This window comes from Akkermansia sp. UNK.MGS-1, assembly GCF_000980515.1.
Taxonomy (GTDB): Bacteria; Verrucomicrobiota; Verrucomicrobiia; order Verrucomicrobiales; family Akkermansiaceae; genus Akkermansia; species Akkermansia muciniphila.
This window is the reverse complement of the sequence record NZ_LBCB01000010.1, coordinates 123786-143876: the sequence shown is the minus strand read 5'-3', so window position 1 is coordinate 143876 and position 20091 is coordinate 123786. Positions and strand designations below refer to the sequence as shown.

The window sequence follows — 20091 nt, the reverse complement described above, 5'->3', positions numbered from 1 at the left end:
CTTCGTGCGGCTGGATCAGCCGGAGCTGAACCCGTACTACACCGCCGTAAAAATCAGCGGCGTGAACGTGCAGGAAAGCCCGGAATGGCTGAAGGAACGCCTGGTAGCCGTCGGTCTGCGCCCCATCAACAACATTGTGGATATTACCAACTTCGTCCTGCATGAACTGGGAACGCCCCTCCATGCCTTTGACGCGGCGAAAGTGCAGGGCGGCATCGTTACCCGCACCGCTTATGAAGGGGAAACTTTCAAGGCTCTGGACGGCCAGGAATACACGCTTAACTGCACGGACCTGGTTGTCGCGGACCAATCCGGCAAGGCGCTCGCCATCGGCGGCGTGATGGGTGGGGAGGAAAGCGGCGTGACGGACGCCACCACGGATATCATTCTGGAGTCCGCCTGGTTCAAGCCCTCCTCCGTGCGCGCCACGTCCCGCAGGCTGGCCCTGTCCTCCGACTCCTCCTACCGCTTTGAACGCGGCACTTCCGCCTGGAATGTCCTGCGCGGTTCCGTGCGCGCCGTGGAACTGATTCTCCAGCTGGCGGGCGGAACGGCTTCCCCGACGTATGTGGCCGGTTCTCCCGTTCCTAATCCGGCGCATGCTTCCATGCCTTCCTGCGGAGGGGCGGACAGCCCCGTTTCCGTGCCCGCTTCCCTGAAGCAGGGGAAGGGCTCCACGGTGACTAATGAACTGGGCTTTGTAAAACTTCCCTGGAAGTCGCTGGATCAGATTTCCGGCGGTTCCATTTCCCATGAGGAAGGGGCACGCATCCTGACGGCGCTGGGCCTGAAGCAGGTTCCGGAGTCTCCCGAATGCTGGCTGATCCCCCCCCACCGCCTGGACCTCACGCGTCCGTGCGACCTGCTGGAGGAAATCGTGCGCGTTTTCGGTCTGGACGGCATACCGTCCCGCTTCTCCGGCCCCTTCGTGGCGGAATCCCCGGTGGATGCGGCCTATAATTTCCAGATGGAGCTGCGCCGCAAGCTGGCGGCCCTGGGATTTTATGAAACCCAGACCATCAAGCTCATCGCCTCTGAATCCGCGGACGGCGCCATCGCCCAGGTGAAGGATGCCTTGCCCCTGCGCCCCCTTCAGGACGGTGACCTCATCCGCGTGTCCCTGCCGCTCAGCGAGGATCACTCCGTGCTGCGCCCCGCCCATACGCCCGGTCTGATTGCCGCCGCCGTGCGCAACAGCAACCAGGGCGTTTCCGGCCTGCGCTTCTTTGAACTTGGCCGCGTCTTCCGCAATACGGGCGGCGGCAAGGGCAGGGACATTGAAACGGATACCCTGGGCATCCTGGTTTCCGGGGACCGCACGGCGCGCTCTTGGGCGGACCCCAGGCCGGAGCAGGCCTCCTTTGAGGACCTTCTGGCCGTGATGGCTGTTCTGGCTCCGGGCCACCGTTTTACGCTCACGCCTGCCAGACCGCGCGAACAGGCCGCCCTGGGAGCGGATGTGCAGCTGGACGGAAAGGCCTGCGGCTATTTCGCCCGCCTGTCCCTGGCGCGCTGCCGGGAGCTGGGCCTGGGCCAGCCCGTGTACGTGGCGGAACTGGATCTCCGCAAAATGCAGGAAATCCTCACCGCGCCCGTGAAGGCTGCGGAATTGCCCCAATTCCCCGGTTCTTCCCGCGATGCGGCCATGGAACTGCCCCTCTCCACGCCCAATGCGGACATTGTCAAGGCCGTGGAATCCGCACGGGAAAAACTGCTTGTCAGTTATTCCTGCTTTGACGTGTTCACGGACCCCTCCGGTGAAAAACTCCCGGCGGACCGCAAATCCATTGCCTACACCTTCCTGTACAGGGATCCGGCCAAGACCCTCACGGCCGCGGAAGTGGACGCAGCGCACCAGCGCGTGCTGAAAGCCCTGACGGACAAAGTGAAAGGCCTTTCTTTCAGGTAACTTCCGTTAACGGGCCGCGCGTTTCATGAGCTGGAACGCGCGGCCTGCTTTTTATTTTTCATGCATTTGACTTTCCTGCGCCACGCGGGCCTGGCCGCCGCCCGCATTCTGATGATGGCGGCGTGGTTCGGCCTCTCCGTATGGGCGGCGGGCGTGGTTTTTTACAACGTATGGGGAGGTCCCGTGCTGGTGTGGTTGTACGTGGCGGCCATGGCGTGCGCTTTCGCCCTCCGCAGAAAACGGCCCGTATTATGGCGCGCTTCCTGGGGAGTGCCGGCCCTGTTGCTGGCGTACTACCTGTGCATACCGGCGACGAACGATAAGGAATGGCAGCCGTCCTGGAGTCGCCTGCCCTCCGTGGAAATCAACGGAAATGAAATCGTGGTGAAGGACGTGCGCAGTTTTATCTACCGGACGGAGCGGGACTTCGACGCGCGCTATGTGACGCGCCGCTTTGACCTGGACAAGCTGGCTACGCTGGATTTTGCCGTGAGCCACTGGGATGGGATGGAATTCGTGGCCCATACCATGTTGTCCTTCGGTTTTGAGGATGGGAAGCATCTGGCCCTGTCCGTGGAAACGCGGCTGCCTGAAGGGGTGGAGCAGGGAAGTGTCCCTGGCCTTTACAAGCAATTCAACGTGATTTACATCCTGGCGGACGAAGAAGACCTGTTCGCCCTGCGCACTAATTACCGGAAAGAGGACATGTACCTGTACCGTATCAACATTGACAGGGAAAACCTGAAAAAGGCCTTTCTGGGGTTTGCGGAAAAAATCAACAGTCTCCATGAACGCCCGCGCTATTATCATACCGTCACCGCCAACTGCACGACGGAACTGGTGGATACGTTCAAGAACTATCTGGGCGTGCGCCGCTGGCAGTGGACTCCCGTTTTTAACGGCATGTGCGATCAGAATGCCTATGACCGCGGGGAACTCCTCCACCTTCCCGGAGAAAGCTTCCGGGAGCTGAAAAAGCGCTCTTTTATGGGGCATGGAGGGAACGGTGAGGACTGGCCAGCCCTCCGCCGCCGCTGGGAGGAGGGCTGGAGGACGTTCGCGTCCGCTCCGGTCAAAGAGTAGCGAACTGGAAGTGCATCCAGTCGTAGTCGCGGGAGCGTCCCAGGGATACGGCCCCTTCCGCTTCCACGAATTGCCAGAAAGCGGTGTACTCCGGTCCGGACAGAACCGCTTTCGGCGCGGAGACATTTAGTCCGTTTCTGTCCGGATCCATGTCCACGGCGATGCCCCAGGCATGCATGGATGTGGCTTTTCCGCCGATAATGGAGCGGTTGTTGAAGCAGCCGCCATACAGGTCCAGCCCCAGTTCCCTGATTTTCTCCATGCCGTAATGGTCCAGAGCAGCCTGGAAGATGCGGACGAGCGGTTCCGCCACCAGCTTGTGGCAGCGCATGGTGGAAACGGTCGTGTTTGTTTCCCACGCCAGCCGCATGACATAAGGCAGCTTGATGCTGGTCATGTTGCTTTCATCTCCCGCACGGCCGAAGACGGATTTTCCGGAACGCACGTCCTCCTGGCTGGGCCAGGAATGTTCCGGTTGGCGGATGTCCAGCTTTTCCAGCAGGGCCAGAGCCGTCTTGGGGCCGGGGATGCCGTCAGCATCCACGCCCAGGTGCTGTTGAATCAATTTCCAGTATTTTTTCATAGGAAGCCACGCTAGAAACTCCCTCCGGAAAGTTCCACATTTTTCCTTTCAGCGTCATTCCTGCCTTTCCGGCGGGGGGGCAAAAAGAAGCCATCTGTCCTTTTATGTTGCGGAAAAGATTCATTCTGCTACACTTTTATTTACCTTTTATTTTATGAATTCAGAACCATCAAACGTTGTCAAATTTTACAATGGGGAACAAATTCCCCTGGAACTGCACAAAGTCCGCGTGGTGCAGAAGCTGCATCTTGTTCCCGTGGAACGCCGTCTGGAAGCCGCACGGGAAGCCGGGTTTAATACCTTTCAGCTCAGCACGAACGACGTCTATCTGGACATGCTGACGGATTCCGGCGTCAACGCCATGAGCGACAACCAGATCGCCGCCATGTTCCGTGCGGACGACGCCTATGCCGGTTCCCAGAGCTTTGACCGCCTGAAGCAGGCCGTATGGGATGTCTTCGGCAAGAAATACCTGCTTCCCGCCCACCAGGGCCGAGCCTGTGAAAACATTATTGCCCGCACCTTTGTGAAACCCGGAGACGTGGTTCCGATGAACTACCATTTCACTACCACGCACGCCCACATTGACCTGAACGGCGGAAAGATTGAGGAACTGGTGGCTGATGAAGCCGTCAACCCGGTCAGCACCAATCCCTTCAAGGGCAATCTGGATCCCGCCAAGCTGCGGGACTGCATCGCCCGGCACGGGGCGGACAAAATTCCCTTCGTGCGTATGGAAGCTTCCACCAACCTGATTGGCGGCCAGCCCTTTTCTATTGCCAACATGCGGGAAATCCGAGGTATTTGCGATGAATTCGGCATCATGCTGGTGTTGGACGCCTCCCTGATCGGGGAAAACGCCTATTTCATCAAGATGCGTGAAGACGAGTTTAAGGACTCATCCTGCGCGGACATCCTGAAAACCATGTGTGGTTTGGCGGATCTGGTGTACTTTTCCGCCCGCAAGGTTTCTTCTTCCCGCGGCGGCGGCATTTGCACGAATGACCGCGCCATTGCCAAAAAAATGGAGCATCTGGTTCCCCTGTTTGAAGGCTTCCTGACCTACGGCGGCATTTCCGTGCGGGAAATTGAGGCCATGGCCGTGGGCCTGTATGAAACCACGGATCTGACCGTGATTTCTCAGAGCCCCTCCTTCATTGAATATTTCATCGGCCAGATGGTGGACATGGGCATTCCATGCGTGACCCCCGCTGGCGGCCTGGGCGCTCATATTGACGCCGGGCGTTTCCTGCCCCATATTCCGCAGGAGGACTATCCCGCCGGGGCTTTGGCGGCGGCTTTCTTCATCGCCTCCGGCGTGCGCGGCATGGAACGCGGCACGCTTTCCAGCGTCCGCGACGAAAACGGCAAGGACATTCTGGCGGATGTGGAACTGCTCCGCCTGGCCTTCCCGCGCCGTGTCTTCACATTATCCCAGGTGAAATACGTGGCGGACCGCATGAAGTGGCTCTATGACAACCGCGATTTGATTGGCGGCCTGGAATTTGTGGAGGAACCGCCCGTCCTGCGCTTCTTCATGGGCAAGCTCCGCGCCAAGAGCGACTGGCCTGAAAAACTGGCGGCCAAATACCGTCAGGACTTCGGGGAAAGCCTGTAAGCGCGACTTCCCGTCCGCATCCTTATCCAACAAGGGCTGAACCGGATGGTTCAGCCCTTGTTGCGTTGAAGCGGCGCGGCCTTGAAGGAAAACTGTAATGGGGGATCAATCCCTTCCGGAATAAACGGATGGCGACAGCCTCATGTATAAAACGGGGTAAGGCTTGCCCTGTTCATCGGTCTCCGCTCTTCTGTAGACATGAAATCCCATATGTTCGTAAAACGCTTTCGCCTGAGGATTTTGTTCGTTAACTCCCAATTCATTAACGGAATATTCCCTGATGCCGGTTTCAATTAATTTTTTCCCCAGTCCGCGGCCGCGCGCTTCCGGAGAAACGAACAGCATTTCAAGTTTATGTTCATTGATTCCCATGAATGCGCATGGAAATCCATGATCATCTTCTATAATCATCAGATGGGGCACTTCCCTTAACGCCTGGGGAACATATTCCTGAATGTGATTTATTTCCTCATCTGACAAAAAAGTGTGGGTTTCTTTCACGGAACCTTTCCAGACCTTCACAAGCTGTTCCACCAATATTGGGTTTCTGTCTTCAATGCTGATTGCTTTCATGATTTTTTCTCCCGAAATCTTAATATTCAGGCAGACTTCTGACTAAATGCCGGAAAAATTTTATCTTTGGTTTATTGTTCCTTTTTCCGGCCGCAAGCCGCCCCTCTGCCATAGCCGTTAAAGAGGAATCAGAAATGGAATAATCCCTGCTCCCAGCATATCCAAACGGCCGCCGCCGCAATGAGCAGGATAATGATGAAAGCCGTGCCTGCGGAAGATTTTTTTCTGGCCTGGGGAAGGGCCTTCCTCGATACTCCGCCGGCCTGCAGGGTGCCTGCTGCCGCCATGGCGTTGATATAGTCGTTCCATGCCTTGGCGGAATGGAATCGGTTGCGTTCATCCGGAGACAGGGCTTTGTCAATGCCGGAAAGGAAGTTCATGGGATAGGTTTTCCGCAGGGCCGCGTAACTGGTCACTTTCGGGTTGCGGTCCACTACGGAACGCTGGTCCGCCGGATGGGGAACCTGGCCCGTGAGCAATTCGTAGAACGTGGCGCCCAGTTCGTACATATCGCACCAGGGGCCTATTTCGCTCCGGCGCCCGGGGTAGAATTCCGGCGGGGTATAGCCGGGGGTGATCTGGACGAGCCCCTGATGCTGGAGGGTCTTGGTGCGCACGGCGCCGAAGTCGATGAGCTTGGGCGTTCCGTCCGGCTGGATGAAGATGTTGCTCGGCTTGATGTCGCAATGGTACACACCCATGGAGTGAAGGTAGTGCAGGATGTCCAGCAGGCGGAACAGAAGATCCGTGGCCTGGGCCGGTTCCATGGTTTGCCCGGTGGCGTGCATGGTGGTCATCAGGTCGAACAGGGTCTGTCCCTGGATATTCTCCATGACGTAATAGCAGGTGCCGTTGGCGTCAAACATGTCAAACACCTGGACAATGCCGGGATGGTTGAGCTGGGACAGGACGGAAGCCTCCTGCCGGGAATTGGAAACGCTCTGGGAAAAATTGACGGCGGTCTGTTCGTTCCGGGGATGGACAACGCCGGTTTCCATATCCCGGCAGGCGTAGGCGTCCGGCATGCATTCCTTGATGACGACATACCGGGAACCGGGGTTGTCCAGAGCCAGGTACGTGATGCCGAAGCCGCCGGCGTTCAGCACGCTCAATATCGTATATTTGTCTTGCAGAACAGTATTGTCCGCAAGCGGGTAAACCAGTGTTTCTTGTTCCATGTCAGGGGGAAGGGCGGGTTGGAGCCGGGAAAATCTTTAATTTAATACGCAAGTTCTGTCAAGAATCTCTCCGCCGCATTCAGTAACAGGAGACGCGGAATTCATATTCTTCCACGCTGCCGCGTTCCAGGCAGGCGGCCAGCCAGTCGAACAGGGCTCCGAATTCCCCGCCCAGGGTTTCCCCCGTATCTGCCTCCAGCGTCTTCAGTCTTCCGGCGGCCAGCCGTACGGGCGTGAGCTCCGCCAGCAGGGCGGCGCATTCTTCATCTCCGGCTTTGAAAATTTCCTCCGCGCCGGGGAGCTCTCCTAGGCGTTCGTCCGCAATTTCCAGGCAAAGCACCCCTACGCCGAACTCGGCGGCCAGCCCGCGGAGGGCGGCGCATTCGGAATCATCCGGCAGTTCCCCCACAATGACCAGTTCTCCGCACTGTGCCCAGCGGGACGTGGCCAGAGTCCTGAAAAATTCCCTTCTGCCGTCTTCTCCTCCGGGCATGCGGGCTACGCAGACGCTGCGGATGCCCATCATGGGTGCCCCGATCATGCGGCGGCGCTGAAGTGCGCTTTTGTCAAAAACAAGCGCGTTTCCCTCCCATTCCCCCTCCGGCCATTCCACAACGGCCAGATCCGGCTTTACCCAGGAAGTTCCGGTTTCACTGGTACTGAACACGAAAACGCCGCGGCCCGTGGTATCGTACTGGCGCACGGCCAAGGCCAGCGCCTTGGCGCGGCAGTTCAGGGTGTCCGGTTCGTTTTCCCCGAGGAACAGGGGCAAAAGCCCTCTGGGAACGCGCTGCCCGTCCCGTTCCCTCATGCGCCTGTAATAGCCCTGGCCGCGTTCCACCTTGGCGATTTCCGAATCCGGCTCGGAAGCCATGAAAGAAAAATGGTAGCGCAGGGATGCGTCCGAATATTCCTCCCCCAGCCTCAGGCGCACCAGGCGGATGAGTTCTGTTCCCTTAATGGCCTGGGCCGGATCGGAAGGCAAAAGTTCCGGGAGCAGTTCTTCCAGCTGGGATCGTAAACTCATACGCGCTCCATGAGAACACGGGAGAAGCGCTTCTTCAAGGCGGAAGGAGTTCAGCACATGAAATAAAAAGCTCTTTTATTTGCTCCGGAATACGGCAAGATGATCCGCATGGCATGGATTACCTCCGGTTATATACCTTCGCCCGGGCGCATGGCCGTAATCGCCGGTACCACCTTTACGCAGCTGGTGCGCATGAAGGTGTTTCTCTTTCTTGGGCTCTTCGCCGTGGCGCTGCTGGCTCTGAGTTCCTTCCGCCTGAGCGCGGTGCTGGGGCCTGAAACCGGGGGGATCAATGAACTCGTGCTGCTGAAAAACTCCGCCTACGGCGCCATGCGGGTGTTCGGCCTCTTTTTCTGCGTGGCGGCCACGGCCCTGATTATTCCCAGGGATGCGGAGGACCGTATTCTATACACTATCCTTTGCAAACCGGTGCCGCGCATCGACTATCTGATGGGGAAGGTGCTGGGGGTGCTGGCCCTGACCCTGGTTGCCGTTCTGCTGATGGATGCCGTAATGACGCTGGTGCTGTGGATGCGGACGGATACGGTGGTGGCGGAGCAGATAGCCTCGCTGAAAGGCCGTTATACGTTGGAGGAAATGCAGCCGTACCTGGACAGGATCCGCCTCCAGGGAGCTACCTGGAACGTGCAGACGGGGCTGGGCGTGATGATGTGCGAGTTTGTCGTGCTTTCCTCCCTCACGCTGTTGATGTCCTGCGTGACGAACGGCACCATTATCAGCGCGTTGCTGACGTTCATGATCTATCTGGCGGGACTGTTCCAGACGCAGGCTCTTTCCCTGTGGGTGGGATCCGGCACGGATGGCCTTTCCTGGTGGGAAGTGGCGGGCAGCAGGCTCTTTTCCCTGATTTTTCCGAATTTCCAGATTTATTCCGTGACGGATTCCGCCCTGAACGGTCAGTTTATTCCCCTTTCCCTGTTCGGAACCCTGGCCCTGATTACGCTGGGGTACTTCGTCTTTCACATGACGCTGGCGGCGTGGCTGTTCAGGAAAAAGGAATTTTAACGGGGACAGGTATGGAAGACATCATCAATGCGCGTTGCGGCTGGGCCGGAACGGACGAACTGTATATAAAGTACCATGACGAAGAATGGGGCAGGCCCGTTTCCGATGACAAAACCCTGTTTGAATTTCTGGTGCTGGAGAGTGCCCAGGCGGGATTATCCTGGCTCACTATCCTCCGGAAGCGCGAAGGATACCGGAGAGCCTTCCATGGCTTTGATGTGGAGAAAGTGGCGCGGATGACGGCAAAAGATGTGGAACGGTTGATGCGATTTGATGGAATTGTCAAAAACCGTTTGAAAATCAACAGCGCTGTCAATAATGCGAAACTGTTTATGGCCGTTCAGGAAGAATTCGGCAGTTTTTACCGGTACGTCTTGTCGTTTTTCCCCAATCATCAGCCCATTGTTAACCATTTCAGGGCTCTGGCTCAAATTCCCGCTGTTTCTCCGGAGTCGGAAGCCATGAGCAGGGACATGAAAAGGCGGGGATTCAGGTTTTTCGGTCCGACGATCTGTTATGCGTTTTTCCAGGCAACCGGGTTTGTCAACGACCATATTGAGGGCTGTTTCTGCAAAGCGGCCCAGTACGCAAAATCCCAACCGCATGTCCAGCCAGAGACGCTGATAACAGGGCCGGAGGGAACAAACGCGGAAATAAGGCATTCTCGTCCATAGCCATGGGCCTTCATTGGCATTTCCATTTTCTATAAATCGCTTATATGTTGACTGTAAAAAATCATCAACCATGAAAACAGGTATCATCGGACTTGGAAAAATGGGAGGCGCCCTGTTGCGGGGCATGCTGAAAGCCGGAGCAGCGGTTCCGGAGGAAGTTTGGGTGTACGATCATCACCATGAGAACATGCAGGCTCTGAGGGAGGAATACCCCGGAGTTCATGAAGCGGCCTCGGAGGCGGAGGCGGCGGACGCCGTGGAAGTCCTGATTCTGGCCGTGAAGCCGCATGGCATCCTTCCGCTCATTTCCTCTCTTTCTGAACGGGGGGCGGAGCTTCCCCTTCTGATTTCTATCGCTGCCGCCGTTTCCCTGGATGATATGGAAGCCTGCGCCAGCGACGGAACGCGCATTATACGCGCCATGCCCAACACCCCGTGCATGGTTTTGGCCGGCGTCATCGCCTACAGTACGGGAAACGGCGTAAAAGATGAAGATGAAGAGGCGGCCCGGATGCTGCTTTCCGGCTGCGGCTCCGTTTACAAGGTGGCGGAATCCGGGATGAATGCCGTTTCCGCCATTTCCGGTTGCGGCCCCGCCTACATGTTTACGGCTCTGGATGCGCTTGCAGACGCAGGGGTAGCCATGGGATTGTCCAGGAAAACCGCTTTGGGACTGGCTGCGGAAACCATGCGGGGGGCTTCCCTGATGCTGGAACGGACCGGGAAGCATCCCATGGCGCTCCGGGATGAGGTCACTTCCCCCGGAGGAACCACGATTGCCGCCCTGAATGCGCTGGATGAATGCGGCTTCCGCAATGCCTGGATTCAGGCGGTGAAAAGCGCCGTACGGCGCGCGGAGGAAATGGAGGAGCGGTAACGGATGCTTCTTCTGGCTTTCCCGGAGCCGGCTTTCTCCGGAAAGGACGGCCTGGTGGAGAGCCTTTATTTGTACCGGAACGGCGTTTCCCTCTGCTTCCTCAGCTCCGGGTTTTGCAGGTTGAACTGGACCTTTCTGACGGATTGGAGCGGAATCCGGACCTTGCCGACTGCGGAGGAGCGCCCTTCCATGAACCCGTTCCGGATAGTTTCCAGGACCAGGGAAAGGACGCTCTGGTCCGTCAGGAAAACGCGGGTGTCTGAGCTGTCTTCCGGAAGGTCTTTCTCTTCATGGCCTTTTTGGTTCAGTGCGCGTACCCTGACGGTGGGAACGGTGACGTCATAATGGTCGGACTTGATGCGGATGGAGCCTTCCTCCTGAAGGGAAATGGCTCCTCTGAGCACGTCTCCGTTTACCAGCAGAGCCTTGTCTCTGGGGGCGGCCGGGTCGTAACGGGAAATGATGTCCAGCTCCTCCTCCAGATGGGGAATGGCTCCATTCCAGTCAAATACATTCAAATGGAACACGGCCATGTTCAAGCTGTCATAACCTCCCAGGGCAAGAGTGTTTCCCGGTTTGAATTCGTGTTTCCCGGCGCTTTCTCCATCTTCCCCTTCATCGTCTCCGCTCTCGTTTTCAAAGATAGTGTCCATCTCTTTGACTTCCTCCCACCAGGCTACCTGTTCACCGTTGACGTACAGGTAATAATTGCCCTTTTCCGGATCGGCGTAAAAATGAACGTCGGAACGCTTGACGCTCTTGTCGGCATACCAGTTCCGCTCCGTGTTCCTTTTCACCCTGCCAAGCGTTCGGTACTGGCCGGAACTGTTCTTGGAAAGTTCCGCTTTTTCCAGGGAGAGATCCAGGTTGATGCTGTTTCCGGATTCGGAATCCTGCCAGAGGGCAAGATTAATCCGGAACGTATTGGTATGGTAAAGGGAGAACTGCACATGGAGGCGGGGTGGCATGGGGAAGGAAGTTTGCAGCTCCGTATTATTGGAGCCGCGCATGAGCCAGTATCCGTTGCGGCATTCGGGCAGCGTGCTTTTGGCGGAAGACTCCCAGCCCTGGAGGGATTCCGTAGCGTTGCGCAGGTAGGCTTTCTGTGAGTCGAACCCGATGTGGCGCACATATTTGCGGTCCACCTGAAGCAGGCCGCCCCAAGCGGTTTGGAGTTGAAGATTTTCCGCATCCAGCGCCTTCAGGGTGCCGTAAACCTCGTCCCCATTGGCCAGCCTGATGATGGAAAACTGTTCCGGTATTTCCAGCGGACGGGAAGAGGCCAGCTCGTCAAGCTCTCCCATATGGACATCCACGGGTTTGGAAAGAATGCTGGAACGGACCTTTAGGTAAGGGCGGTTCATCGTATCCATGCTGCCCGGCAGTTTTTCCCCGGATTTAAGCGTAATGACCCCTTCCGAACGAGCATGAGGCAGAAGGAGGGCGGTCGGCAGGGCGCAGGCGCACAGGAAAAGCGTAATTGCCTGTTTCATGGCGGGATCAATCAGGGAGTGGAACGGGATGGCTGGGCGGGATTCAGGAATTCCACGCGGGTGATGTTTTTCAGCGGCAGGGAAATCTGTCCGAGCTGCGGATGCCGCAGGATGATATTCAGGGAATCCATGCTCAGAATATCTCCGTGCAGGCGGGAACCGTCCTTCATCTGGAGGCTGTGGCGGGCTGGGGGGCGGGAGTCGTCTTTCCTGTTCTGTTCCGCAAAAAAGACGGTATCCAGGTACTTGGACGGGATGGAAAAATCACGGGGAATGCCCGGATAATCCTTGTCCGTGGAAAGCGTCAGCGTTCCGGTTTTGCTGTCGTAACCGCTGACGGAACCCGGAATGGCGTCTTCTTCCTTTGTCAGGACAAGGTCTGTCTCTGCATTCCCGTTTTTGGCCACGGATTTGGCGCTCAGGGTGATGGAGGAAAGGGTCAGTTTGCTGATGGTCAGGGACACGTGCCCTTCCATCTGGAGGCCGAAGGCGTCTCCCTGTAATGGCTGTTCCGGCGGGCTGGGGTCTGTTATCAGTCTGGGCGGCAGATCTCCTATCAACAGCTCGTAAACCTGCTTGTTTCCACCCTGGCGGGAGGCTGTCAATTGAATATCCACGCCCTCCGTCAGAATGGGGGCCGGAATGGCCGTTTCCCCCAGCACGAGGATGCCGGACTTCTGTTCCCGGAGCAGGGTGCATTTTCCGGGCGAGATGCTGAGCATGAGCCTGTTCAGGTTGCTGCCGGAATTGGACCGGAAAGGAATATTTTCATTCCCCCCGAAACAGAAGACAATGCCGGAGCGGTCATTATTGCCGTTCATGGTGATGGTGGTGCGAAAGGTAAAGGAGGAAGGATCCAGGCCGATATTCTTGTACAGGGGTATCCAGGTGGGGTAATCATTGTTGCCCAGCCGGTACTGGTACTTGTCTCCCTGGATTTTCGGCTTCAGGGCATTCATCAGTTTTCTCCCCGCCTGGGTGCGGTAGTCTTCCTCCCGGTTGCCGGAATAAACCCAGCTGTTGTCAAAAATCAGCGGTTCCTGCCAGAAGCCCTTTTCCTGCAGCGTATTCAGCCGGAACCCGGCCACCTGGCTGCGGGGAACGGAACGTTCATGGCCCAGTATGTCCCGGTACTGCACTTTGTCCTGTGTGATGGAAATGATATTGCACGGGATGATGTCCCTGTGCCCCGCAGCCATGAAAATTTTGTCCCGGGCGCGAAGATCCGGAGAGGCGGTTCCCGTAAAGTAGAGAGCGCGGATTCCCGACGGGAGAATGACGGCGTTCTGGCGCATGGCCGGGTGCTTGATGACGATGCCCTGTTTTCCGTAAGAAATGATTTCCCCGCGGAGGCGGTAATTGTTATCCGTAACCACGTCGATGACGGAATTGGCCCAGGCGGTCAGCAGGCAGGCCGGGGCCAGCATCAGGGAAAGGCGGATTCTATTGTTCATAGATGGGTAGAAATCTGTAATTAAGCGCGAGGGAGAGCAGGGCGGCGGAAGTGGAATATGCCGCGGAATGATCGGAAAGCCAGGACCCGTTGGGCGCCTGGGAGGCTCCCAGATAGCGCATATTTTTGTAATTCCATTCCTTCCACACTTCCTGGTCCGCATGGAACAGGGCCTGTGACATGTAATATTCAAAATAAAACGGATAAGTGGAATCCCGGTAGTTCAGGTGCTTTTTCAGGTAGGCCAGGGAATCCTTGAAGGTCGGGTCCGTTTTAAGGCGCGCCAGGGACAGCGTCAGGGAACCGATGGCCGTGAGGGTGACGCGGGGACCCGCCGGCCCGGTGTAGCCGTAGGCGCCTTTCTTGTCGCGGCAGGAAGCCATATACTTGAGGCCGCGTTCAAAGGCCTCATCCGGCACGGGAATGCCCGCATTGCGCGCCGCGAACAGGGAGACGATCTGGCAGCCGGTCACCGTGCTGTCCGCGTCCGTGGATTCCGGGGAATAGCGCCAGCCTCCCGTTTTGTTTTTTTTCTGGGCGGTCAGTGTCAGGGCCACGGCCTTGCGGAGAGCGGGGCCTATGCGATCGTCCCGCACCATGCCGTAGGCTTCCGCCAGGGCGAGAGTGGCGAAGCCGTGGTTGTACATGGAATCCCCAATGTAGCCGGATACCTTGTTCTGCCTGGACAGGATGTAATCTACGCAGCGGCGCACCATGGTGGCGTACGGCCCCGCGTTCGGATCGTCTCCGTGAGCCAGCACGGACATAAGGCAAAAACCGATGATGCCAGGCTCCCTCCCGTAAGTTCCATCATAGGTTCCATCCGTTTTCTGGGCATTCTGAAGATAGCGTAGCCCCTTCACATACATCAGTTCCACCTGGGGCGGCACGGAAGAAGACGTTCTCATGGGGGATTGGGCCGCTGCGTTTTGCGGTGCGGCCGTCATGCAGCAGGTCAAGAAAGCGGTAAGCAGGAGGCGGGGATTTTTCATGGAAACGGGAAGTTGCTGTTCATGCGTGAAAAGGCTGTCCGGAGAGATGCGTCTCACTTCTGCAAAGTCTTGTTGTAGGCGTCCAGCGCCTTGCGGAATTCGGAAGGCATGTCGTCTGCGGACATGCCGGTGGATTTGGGAACGGAACGCGTTTCCGCAGCCGTGTCCGGATTGGAAACGCCTTTATCCTGGGAGGAGGCCATATTGGATTTTCCATTCGCTCCGCGTCCGGGATTGTTGCCGCTGCCTCTCTGGGAACCTTCCTGCCCTTTCCCATTCCCTTCCTGCTGTTCCGCGGACTGGGAGTCGCTATCCATGCCGAGCAGCTGGCGCAGCATGTCCATAAGAGCTCTTCCTCCCGGCTTGGGCCGGCCGTCGGCCCCGGTCATCTTGGCCTTGGCTGCCTGGTAAATCAATTCAATCACATCCGACTGCGCGGCCAGCGTCTGGCCTCCGGTATTGTAAACTTCCAGCAGGTCCACGGCGTCATTCATGGCATGGCGGCATTTTTTCAGCAGGTCCACTACCTCCTCATTGGTTTCTCCCAGGATAAGGTCGGAAGTGTCCGCCTGGAGCTCGTCCTGTTGTACTGCCAGTTTGGATGCCGTTTCCCTGTGCTTGGCGGAATATTCCGGAGCGGGAGCCGGAGCGGCGGCGCAGGGCAGGGAAAGCGCCAGAATCATGGCTGGAAAATTGGCGGTATTCATGGGGCAGGGGGGGGAAGTTTTTTTCGGTGTTCCTGTTCGGCGGCGCGGGTGCGCATGCGGATATCCTGTTCCTGTTGGATCATGCGGATGAGTTTCAGCATGAATTCAAACTCGGCGTCGGAAATGGAGGACTGGCTGCCTCCCCCGCCGCCTCCTCCTCCCCCGCCGCCGCGGCGGCTCTTCTTATAGTCGTCTATCAATTTGGCCCAATGGCGCAGAGTGGAGGCATACAGGCGGGACTCGTCAATGGAGCGGGCTGTGATTGCGTTCAGGATATTGCCGTGCACCAGGTCCAGCTTCTCCCGGAGGGAGAAAGCGTTCATCTGGTTGTACAGGTCGCTGTAAATGCGCTCCCCGGTGCGTGACTTGTAATAGCTGAGGTCTTCCAGAATCCAGCCTATGTCCTGCGTGGAGGCATTTTGAAGGGTGGCGATGGTTTCCATTTCACGCCTGGTGGAAGGGTCAAGCTCCTCCATGGTCATGCCCGCAATGGTGTTGATCTGACCGGCCAGCGCATGGGCGATGGAATCCTCCTTGGATGCGGCCTGTCTGAGCCGTGCCACGAATGTGCTGGCCTCCATGTCCTGCGCGGACTTGGAGAGCTGGTTCATGGTGTCTTTCAGCGCCTGTGTGGCTTCGGAATGGGAATTCTCCCCGTCGTCCAGGTCCTTCCTGCTTTCCTGCTCGGAGCGGCTCTCGGAGGCGGAATCCCGGAAGAGCTTCTGGGCCATCTTCATGGACCCGTCGGGAATGGGTTTGAGCATGGAAATTCCTTTCATGAATTCCTTCATGCCGGCCGGGTCTATCTGGGAATTGCGGGAGGCTTCCTTAAACAGGCTTTCCGAGCGGTTGAGCAAGTCTCCCAACTCGCGCCTGTTGGCCTGCTCTTCATCGGCCAGGGCGTGCAGGCGTTCCTGGGACTCCGCATCTTTCAATTTGCCGTTTTCCATTCCTTTCAGCCGTTTTGCTTCGTCCGCCATGGCGTCCATGCGGCGGATCATGCCTTCCAGATCGCTGGTGATGCGTTCCAGTTCATTGCGAATCATCTGGGCGTGCTCGGACTTGGAAAGGACGAAAATAATCATGGGTTCCGAATAAACGCGTTTGCCTCCCGGTTTGTAATCCTGCGTAAACCCGCGGATGACGACGCGCTGGGGAGATAGCTTCAGCGCCCTGGCCTGGAACAGGAATGTTCCTTTCAGCCCGGTCTGCGTGGGCTGTCCGTCCGCCAGCACTTTCTCCCCGCGGAGGCCGGGCGCCGGTTTGTCCGCACCGGCCGGTTTTGGAGCTGAGGCTCCGTTTTCATCCTCATTGCCGTCGTAAAAGGATTTTTCACCCTGCCATTCCACCCCCATTTCCCGGAGGCCGAAATCGTCCGCCGCTTCTACCTCCAGCTCAATGCTGGTATCCTCCAGTACGTAGCGGTCGTTTTCGCCGCCTCTCAGGTAAATGGAAGGCTGTTTGTCTTCAATGGGTTCCAGTTGTATCTTCACGGGCCGGGAAGCAGCCAGCCCGTCGCTGTCCATCCAGTCAAGCTCTATTTCCCTGGGCTCTTTTTCCAAAAGGATGTTCGGAATGATGACGTTGCTTCCTTCCACCCGGAGCGGATGGCCCTGCGCGTCCTCCGCAGACTGCAGATGCTGGGAGGCGGACACCTTCAACGTCAGCGTAGAGCCTTCCGGGGCGGAAATAATTCCTGCTCTCATGGCTTCCCTGCCGTTGGCGCGCGCCATATAGGCAGGATAGGCTACGCCGGCTTCGGCTCCCAGCAGGGAAGGGCGCCCCTTCGGGATGATGTTCAGCCGTCGCACGGCATCCCCTGCAAAGAACTCCAGGCTGTCCGCCTGTTGCATGGGGGGGATGTGGATCTTGTATGCGCCGTCCGCAAGAGGCGCTTGCTGGCTCACCCTGTTGCGGAAAAAATACTCTGCCGTCTGCGGGCGGGTTTTGGTTCCCTCCGCCAGCCGGATTTCATACAGGCAGCTCTCTCCCATGGGAATGACCAGGGAATCCGGGGTGGGGGCCAGCTGGGTGAATGTATAGCGTTCCGGAGGATTGAACGGGCGGACCCAGCGTTTCAGGGCATTCCCTGCCGCTTCCGGGCTTACCGCACATACGGCCGCCGTGCATGCGGCGAGAACCGCCAGCAGGACGAACAGCTTCCTGTGGCTGGGCCGGGGGATGTTCACTGTCAGATCCCGGGCGGACACTTCGCGGGCCACCTGCTCCATGGCCGCCTCTTTCAGCTTTTCGGAACCGTATTGGCGGCCGTGCTTTTCTGAATCCAGTTCGATGACGCCCAGAAGACGATCCCCCAGGGCCGTGTCCGTCCGGGAAATCAGCCGCGCCAGCTGGGCTTCCGTGCGCCTCTGCCACACCCACCGGAAACTCCACCAGGGAATAAACACCGCCAGGCCGGACACGGCGATGAAAAACAGGAGCCAGCCGACGGCGGGAGGCGTCTCCCACAATCTGTCGGAAAGGTACAGGAGCGCGTAGGAAAGAATGACGGCAATGCCTGCAAGGCATACGGCTTCCAGCATCTTCACCGTTCTGAGGCGGCGCCGGAAAGTTCGGAGCTGCCTGACCAGCTGGGGAGGGAGTTTGACGGTAGTGGAAGGGGGCATGCTTATTCCCGTATTTACGCCATGGACATCGTTTTTGCAAGTTTGCCTCGCGTGATGAAGCAAATTCGCATTTGCAGGCGGACGGAAGGATTTTTCTCGCTGGACTTTACACTTTGATTTCCTAAAATAATGTTGCGCTTTAAACTTGGCCTGGTTTGCGCATAGTTAAAAACCAACATATTAGGCCTTACCCATTGACTTCGCCATGCAACAGGGAAATAAAACAACGGCTCCGGAAATTGATTTCGGAGAATTCGCACCAGCCACATACGCCGAATGGCGCGAGGCAGCAGTCGCTGCCCTGAAAGGGGCTGATTTTGACAAGAAGCTTTTTACCAAGCTTGTGGAGGGAATTACCCTGCATCCCATCTATAACAAATGGGATGAACATTCCCCGGTAATGCCTGCCGGGCAATTTCCGTACCGCCGCGGAACGCGCGCCTTGGGCTATATGGAAAAGCCCTGCGAAATCGCCCAGAGCATTCCCGCTTCCTCTCCTGAGGATTTCAACGCCAAGCTTCTGCATGACCTGGAACGCGGCCTGACCGCCGTAAACATCCAGCTCAACTGCAAATGCGGCCTGAAACTGCGCAAGCAGGCTGACTGGGATACGGCTCTCAAGGGCGTCCGGCTGGACGGGCTTCCCGTATATGTCACTCCCGGTTCCTGCGGCCTGGGAACCCTCTCCATGTTCCTGAACACCTGCAAGGCCGCCGGCGTCAAGACGGCGGATCTCAGGGGCGGCGTTCTGTATGACCCGGTGGGGAAAGCTGTGATGAAGGGTTCCCTTTGCGGGGGAAAAGGCATCTGCGCCTACTATGACCAGATGGCCGTAATGACCAAATGGGCCGTCGCCAACGCTCCCGGCTTCCAGACCATCGGCGTCAGCGGGCTGCCTTACGCGGATTCCGGCGCTTCCGCTTTTGAAGAAGTGGGCGCCATGCTGTCCACTGCCGTGGCCTATCTGCGCGCCATGGAGGAACGCGGCCTCTCCGTGGATGAAACTGCGGCGCACATGCGCTTTACGGTCTCCATCGGCGCCAACCTGTTCCTGGAAATCGCCAAAATCCGCGCCTTGCGCGAACTCTGGGCCATCATCGTCAAAGAATGCGGAGGAAGCGAGGAAGCTGCCAAAATCAGGCTCCATGCCCGCACCTCCTTCTGGACCCTCTCCAAGGTGGATCCCTGGGTCAACCTGCTGCGCGGCTCCGCCCAGGCATTCTCCGCCATCATGGGCGGCGTGGACAGTATTGACGTTCTGCCCTTTGACGCTGCCGTGCGCATGCCGGACGAATTCTCCCGCCGCATTGCCCGCAACTGCCCGCTGATTCTGCTGGGCGAATGCAATCTGGACAAGGTCGTTGACCCCGCCGGCGGTTCCTGGTACCTGGAAAACCTGACGGATGAAGCCTCCCGGAAGATATGGGAATTCTTCCAGGGCATCGAAAAGGAAGGCGGCATCGTCAAGGCTCTCAAAGCCGGCAGCATCCAGAAGAAGGTGAACGCCACCGCCGCCAAACGTTACGAACTGGCGGACCAGCGCCGGCAGTCCATCGTGGGCGTCAACCAGTATGTCAACCTGGCAGAGAAGAAACTGGAGGCGACGGAAGGCTCCTGCTGCTCCGCCCACAAGGGGCACGGCTGCTGCAAGAATGCGGATATCCAGCTCCCGGAAGTGGAAATGAGCGTGGACTCCGCCTGCAAGGCCGCCGGAGAAGGCTTTTCCACCTGTCTCATCAACAAGGCCCTGGTGGCCGGGGTTGACTGCAAGTGCGGCGAACCTCTGGAAATGGAAGCCCTGCCGAAGCGCCGCCTGGCGGAACGTTTTGAATCCCTGCTCGCCAAGGCTGACGCCTGGGTGGAGGAAAAGGGTTCCCGGCCGATGGTCTTCTTCGCCAACATGGGGCCGCTTCGCCAGCACAAGGCCCGCGCGGACTTCTCCCGCGACTTCCTGCGCGCCGGCGGTCTGGATGTGGTTTATCCGTCCGGCTTCCAAACTCCGGAAGACGCGGCCAGGGCGGCTGCGGAAAGCGGCTGCGCCGTATGCGTCATCTGCTCCACGGATGACACTTATCCGGAAATCGTCCCCGCCTTCTGCAAGGCTCTCAGGGAGACCAGACCGGACATGATGGTGGCCCTTGCCGGTTATCCGGCCGACTATGTGGAAGCATTCAAGGAAGCCGGCGTGGACATCTTCATCCACGTCAAGGCCAACTGCTACAACACCGTTGAAGCTATTCAAAACAAAATCGGCCTCTAACAACCACCAAC

16 protein-coding genes are annotated in these 20091 nt (G+C 57.9%); 7 read left to right on the top strand and 9 right to left on the bottom strand.

All coding sequences use genetic code 11. The features are described 5' to 3' along the window. Both WW58_RS06665 and WW58_RS13190 read left to right on the top strand, forming a co-directional pair. The coding region (locus tag WW58_RS06665; protein WP_046436388.1) for a phenylalanine--tRNA ligase subunit beta at positions 1-1909 on the top strand (1909 nt) is incomplete at its 5' end. 60 nt (positions 1910-1969) lie between these two features. Then, positions 1970-2992, top strand: a complete 1023-nt coding sequence (locus WW58_RS13190; protein WP_022197408.1) for an Lnb N-terminal periplasmic domain-containing protein — start codon at positions 1970-1972, stop codon at positions 2990-2992. Here the strand turns inward: WW58_RS13190 and WW58_RS06655 are convergent. Then, complete coding sequence (locus WW58_RS06655) at positions 2982-3575, bottom strand: hypothetical protein (RefSeq protein WP_102738919.1); 594 nt, start codon at positions 3573-3575, stop codon at positions 2982-2984. The two genes, WW58_RS13190 and WW58_RS06655, sit on opposite strands and share 11 nt — an antisense overlap. A gap of 154 nt (positions 3576-3729) precedes the next feature. Here WW58_RS06655 and WW58_RS06650 point away from each other — a divergent pair, with 154 nt between their 5' ends. After that, positions 3730-5193 (top strand): tryptophanase, encoded by a 1464-nt coding sequence (locus tag WW58_RS06650; protein ID WP_046436343.1) that lies wholly within the window; start codon positions 3730-3732, stop codon positions 5191-5193. Positions 5194-5298: 105 nt separating this feature from the next. On the opposite strand, the gene WW58_RS06645 is transcribed toward WW58_RS06650, so the two are convergent. The 3 genes from WW58_RS06645 to WW58_RS06635 all read right to left on the bottom strand — a co-directional run bounded on the left by WW58_RS06645 (position 5299) and on the right by WW58_RS06635 (position 7971). Next, entirely contained in the window at positions 5299-5766 is a 468-nt protein-coding gene (locus WW58_RS06645; protein WP_046436340.1) for a GNAT family N-acetyltransferase, read from the bottom strand. A gap of 128 nt (positions 5767-5894) precedes the next feature. Continuing rightward, complete coding sequence (locus tag WW58_RS06640) at positions 5895-6944, bottom strand: serine/threonine protein kinase (RefSeq protein ID WP_215833472.1); 1050 nt, start codon at positions 6942-6944, stop codon at positions 5895-5897. A 79-nt stretch (positions 6945-7023) separates the two neighbouring features. Next, positions 7024-7971 (bottom strand): hypothetical protein, encoded by a 948-nt coding sequence (locus tag WW58_RS06635; RefSeq protein WP_046436338.1) that lies wholly within the window; start codon positions 7969-7971, stop codon positions 7024-7026. A 108-nt stretch (positions 7972-8079) separates the two neighbouring features. On the opposite strand from WW58_RS06635, the gene WW58_RS06630 reads away from it, so the two are divergent. The 3 genes from WW58_RS06630 to proC all read left to right on the top strand — a co-directional run bounded on the left by WW58_RS06630 (position 8080) and on the right by proC (position 10548). Continuing rightward, complete coding sequence (locus WW58_RS06630) at positions 8080-8997, top strand: hypothetical protein (protein WP_128207898.1); 918 nt, start codon at positions 8080-8082, stop codon at positions 8995-8997. A gap of 11 nt (positions 8998-9008) precedes the next feature. Next, positions 9009-9671, top strand: a complete 663-nt coding sequence (locus WW58_RS06625; protein WP_046436335.1) for a DNA-3-methyladenine glycosylase I — start codon at positions 9009-9011, stop codon at positions 9669-9671. Between the two features lie 70 nt (positions 9672-9741). Next, positions 9742-10548, top strand: coding sequence for a pyrroline-5-carboxylate reductase (gene proC / locus WW58_RS06620; RefSeq protein ID WP_046436332.1), 807 nt, complete (start codon positions 9742-9744; stop codon positions 10546-10548). Between the two features lie 65 nt (positions 10549-10613). Here the strand turns inward: proC and WW58_RS06615 are convergent, their stop codons facing one another. Genes WW58_RS06615 through WW58_RS06595 form a run of 5 tightly spaced genes read right to left on the bottom strand, consistent with a single transcriptional unit; the run spans position 10614 to position 17820 of the window. Beyond that, on the bottom strand, positions 10614-12041 hold the full coding sequence (locus WW58_RS06615; RefSeq protein ID WP_046436330.1) for a hypothetical protein: 1428 nt from the start codon (positions 12039-12041) through the stop codon (positions 10614-10616). Positions 12042-12052: 11 nt separating this feature from the next. Further along, positions 12053-13495: a hypothetical protein gene (locus tag WW58_RS06610; RefSeq protein WP_215833471.1), complete on the bottom strand. Its 1443-nt coding sequence runs from the start codon at positions 13493-13495 to the stop codon at positions 12053-12055. After that, positions 13485-14543 (bottom strand): prenyltransferase/squalene oxidase repeat-containing protein, encoded by a 1059-nt coding sequence (locus WW58_RS06605; protein WP_257227967.1) that lies wholly within the window; start codon positions 14541-14543, stop codon positions 13485-13487. Before WW58_RS06605 ends, WW58_RS06610 begins: the two co-directional genes overlap by 11 nt. Further along, on the bottom strand, positions 14540-15193 hold the full coding sequence (locus WW58_RS06600; protein ID WP_022197397.1) for a hypothetical protein: 654 nt from the start codon (positions 15191-15193) through the stop codon (positions 14540-14542). Before WW58_RS06600 ends, WW58_RS06605 begins: the two co-directional genes overlap by 4 nt. Further along, a complete protein-coding gene (locus WW58_RS06595) occupies positions 15190-17820 on the bottom strand; it encodes a hypothetical protein (RefSeq protein WP_046436326.1) in 2631 nt (876 codons plus the stop codon). The genes WW58_RS06600 and WW58_RS06595 overlap by 4 nt, the downstream gene beginning before the upstream one ends. 205 nt (positions 17821-18025) lie before the next feature. Here WW58_RS06595 and WW58_RS06590 point away from each other — a divergent pair, with 205 nt between their 5' ends. Continuing rightward, positions 18026-20080: a methylmalonyl-CoA mutase family protein gene (locus tag WW58_RS06590; protein ID WP_046436324.1), complete on the top strand. Its 2055-nt coding sequence runs from the start codon at positions 18026-18028 to the stop codon at positions 20078-20080. Positions 20081-20091: the final 11 nt, after the last annotated feature.

Excerpts from the sequence above, each read along its gene's own strand:
- WW58_RS06635 (WP_046436338.1), bottom strand. The coding sequence starts at position 7,971 with ATGAGTTTACGATCCCAGCTGGAAGAACTGCTCCCGGAACTTTTGCCT.
- proC (WP_046436332.1), top strand. The coding sequence starts at position 9,742 with ATGAAAACAGGTATCATCGGACTTGGAAAAATGGGAGGCGCCCTGTTG.
- WW58_RS06595 (WP_046436326.1), bottom strand. The coding sequence starts at position 17,820 with ATGCCCCCTTCCACTACCGTCAAACTCCCTCCCCAGCTGGTCAGGCAG.
- WW58_RS06645 (WP_046436340.1), bottom strand. The coding sequence starts at position 5,766 with ATGAAAGCAATCAGCATTGAAGACAGAAACCCAATATTGGTGGAACAG.
- WW58_RS06590 (WP_046436324.1), top strand. The coding sequence starts at position 18,026 with ATGCAACAGGGAAATAAAACAACGGCTCCGGAAATTGATTTCGGAGAA.
- WW58_RS06630 (WP_128207898.1), top strand. The coding sequence starts at position 8,080 with ATGGCATGGATTACCTCCGGTTATATACCTTCGCCCGGGCGCATGGCC.
- WW58_RS13190 (WP_022197408.1), top strand. The coding sequence starts at position 1,970 with ATGCATTTGACTTTCCTGCGCCACGCGGGCCTGGCCGCCGCCCGCATT.
- WW58_RS06655 (WP_102738919.1), bottom strand. The coding sequence starts at position 3,575 with ATGAAAAAATACTGGAAATTGATTCAACAGCACCTGGGCGTGGATGCT.
- WW58_RS06650 (WP_046436343.1), top strand. The coding sequence starts at position 3,730 with ATGAATTCAGAACCATCAAACGTTGTCAAATTTTACAATGGGGAACAA.
- WW58_RS06615 (WP_046436330.1), bottom strand. The coding sequence starts at position 12,041 with ATGAAACAGGCAATTACGCTTTTCCTGTGCGCCTGCGCCCTGCCGACC.
- WW58_RS06610 (WP_215833471.1), bottom strand. The coding sequence starts at position 13,495 with ATGAACAATAGAATCCGCCTTTCCCTGATGCTGGCCCCGGCCTGCCTG.
- WW58_RS06640 (WP_215833472.1), bottom strand. The coding sequence starts at position 6,944 with ATGGAACAAGAAACACTGGTTTACCCGCTTGCGGACAATACTGTTCTG.
- WW58_RS06625 (WP_046436335.1), top strand. The coding sequence starts at position 9,009 with ATGGAAGACATCATCAATGCGCGTTGCGGCTGGGCCGGAACGGACGAA.
- WW58_RS06600 (WP_022197397.1), bottom strand. The coding sequence starts at position 15,193 with ATGAATACCGCCAATTTTCCAGCCATGATTCTGGCGCTTTCCCTGCCC.